Origin of the sequence: Salipiger sp. 1_MG-2023 (genome assembly GCF_030547555.1) — a bacterium.
Classification (GTDB): domain Bacteria; phylum Pseudomonadota; class Alphaproteobacteria; order Rhodobacterales; family Rhodobacteraceae; genus Salipiger.
In genome coordinates, this window is sequence record NZ_JAUOQN010000183.1 from 1 (window position 1) to 709 (window position 709).

Genomic DNA, 709 nt, shown 5'->3' on the forward strand with positions numbered 1-709 from the left:
CGATGAAGGACTGGCACAAACTCAAGCCAGAGCTGTTCAAGAAACAGCCATATTACCTGCCGGGATGTGACAGCTAGCCCCTGTCTCACCGAGTATGGGCAGGATAAGGCGGGTATCCCTATCTGCTATTAGGCAGGTTTGATAGAGTTCGGCCAACTGGTCATCAGTGAATACCCCTCGTTTCTTGCTGTCAGTGTTTTCACCTTTGATGGGTAGTCGAGAAAAGGGATTCCTCTTCTCAAGATCTTGCTCTAGAAATCCATACTCAAGCACAGCGTGGAGGGATTGAATCCGCCTTCTAACAGTTGCAGTTTTGTTGCCTTTTTCGAGCATGTAGGCGATCACCTGACGCGCATCAGACCTTTGATAGGTTTCTATGTCCCTGTTACCGGCCACCACCACCAAGGCCCCTACAGCCAGCCTCACAGGCCGTTCAGAGATGCCCCTACCTGACAGACAGTCATCAGCGCATGTCAGCAGGTCCAAGGCTGATCTCTCAAGGGATTGGACCAACCTCGCCACATCCACGGGCATAACCCGATCAGCAGCCCAGACTTCATCAAGTTTGCAGGTTAACGCGTCACTGAGATTCGCTGCACGGTCTGGGTCCCTGCCAAAGTTGAAACGAACAACCGGTAGTGCCCCGAGAGGTGGTGTAAGAGCGCCGACCTTCGGAGAGGTCCAAGGCTGATCAGGTCGCCACGGCGGA

General features: G+C 53.5%; 1 pseudogene. It reads right to left on the reverse strand.

What is annotated here, in order from left to right:
* Positions 1-36 precede the first annotated feature (36 nt).
* Positions 37-709 (reverse strand): annotated as a pseudogene (locus Q4543_RS24495) (hypothetical protein); the annotation flags it as partial.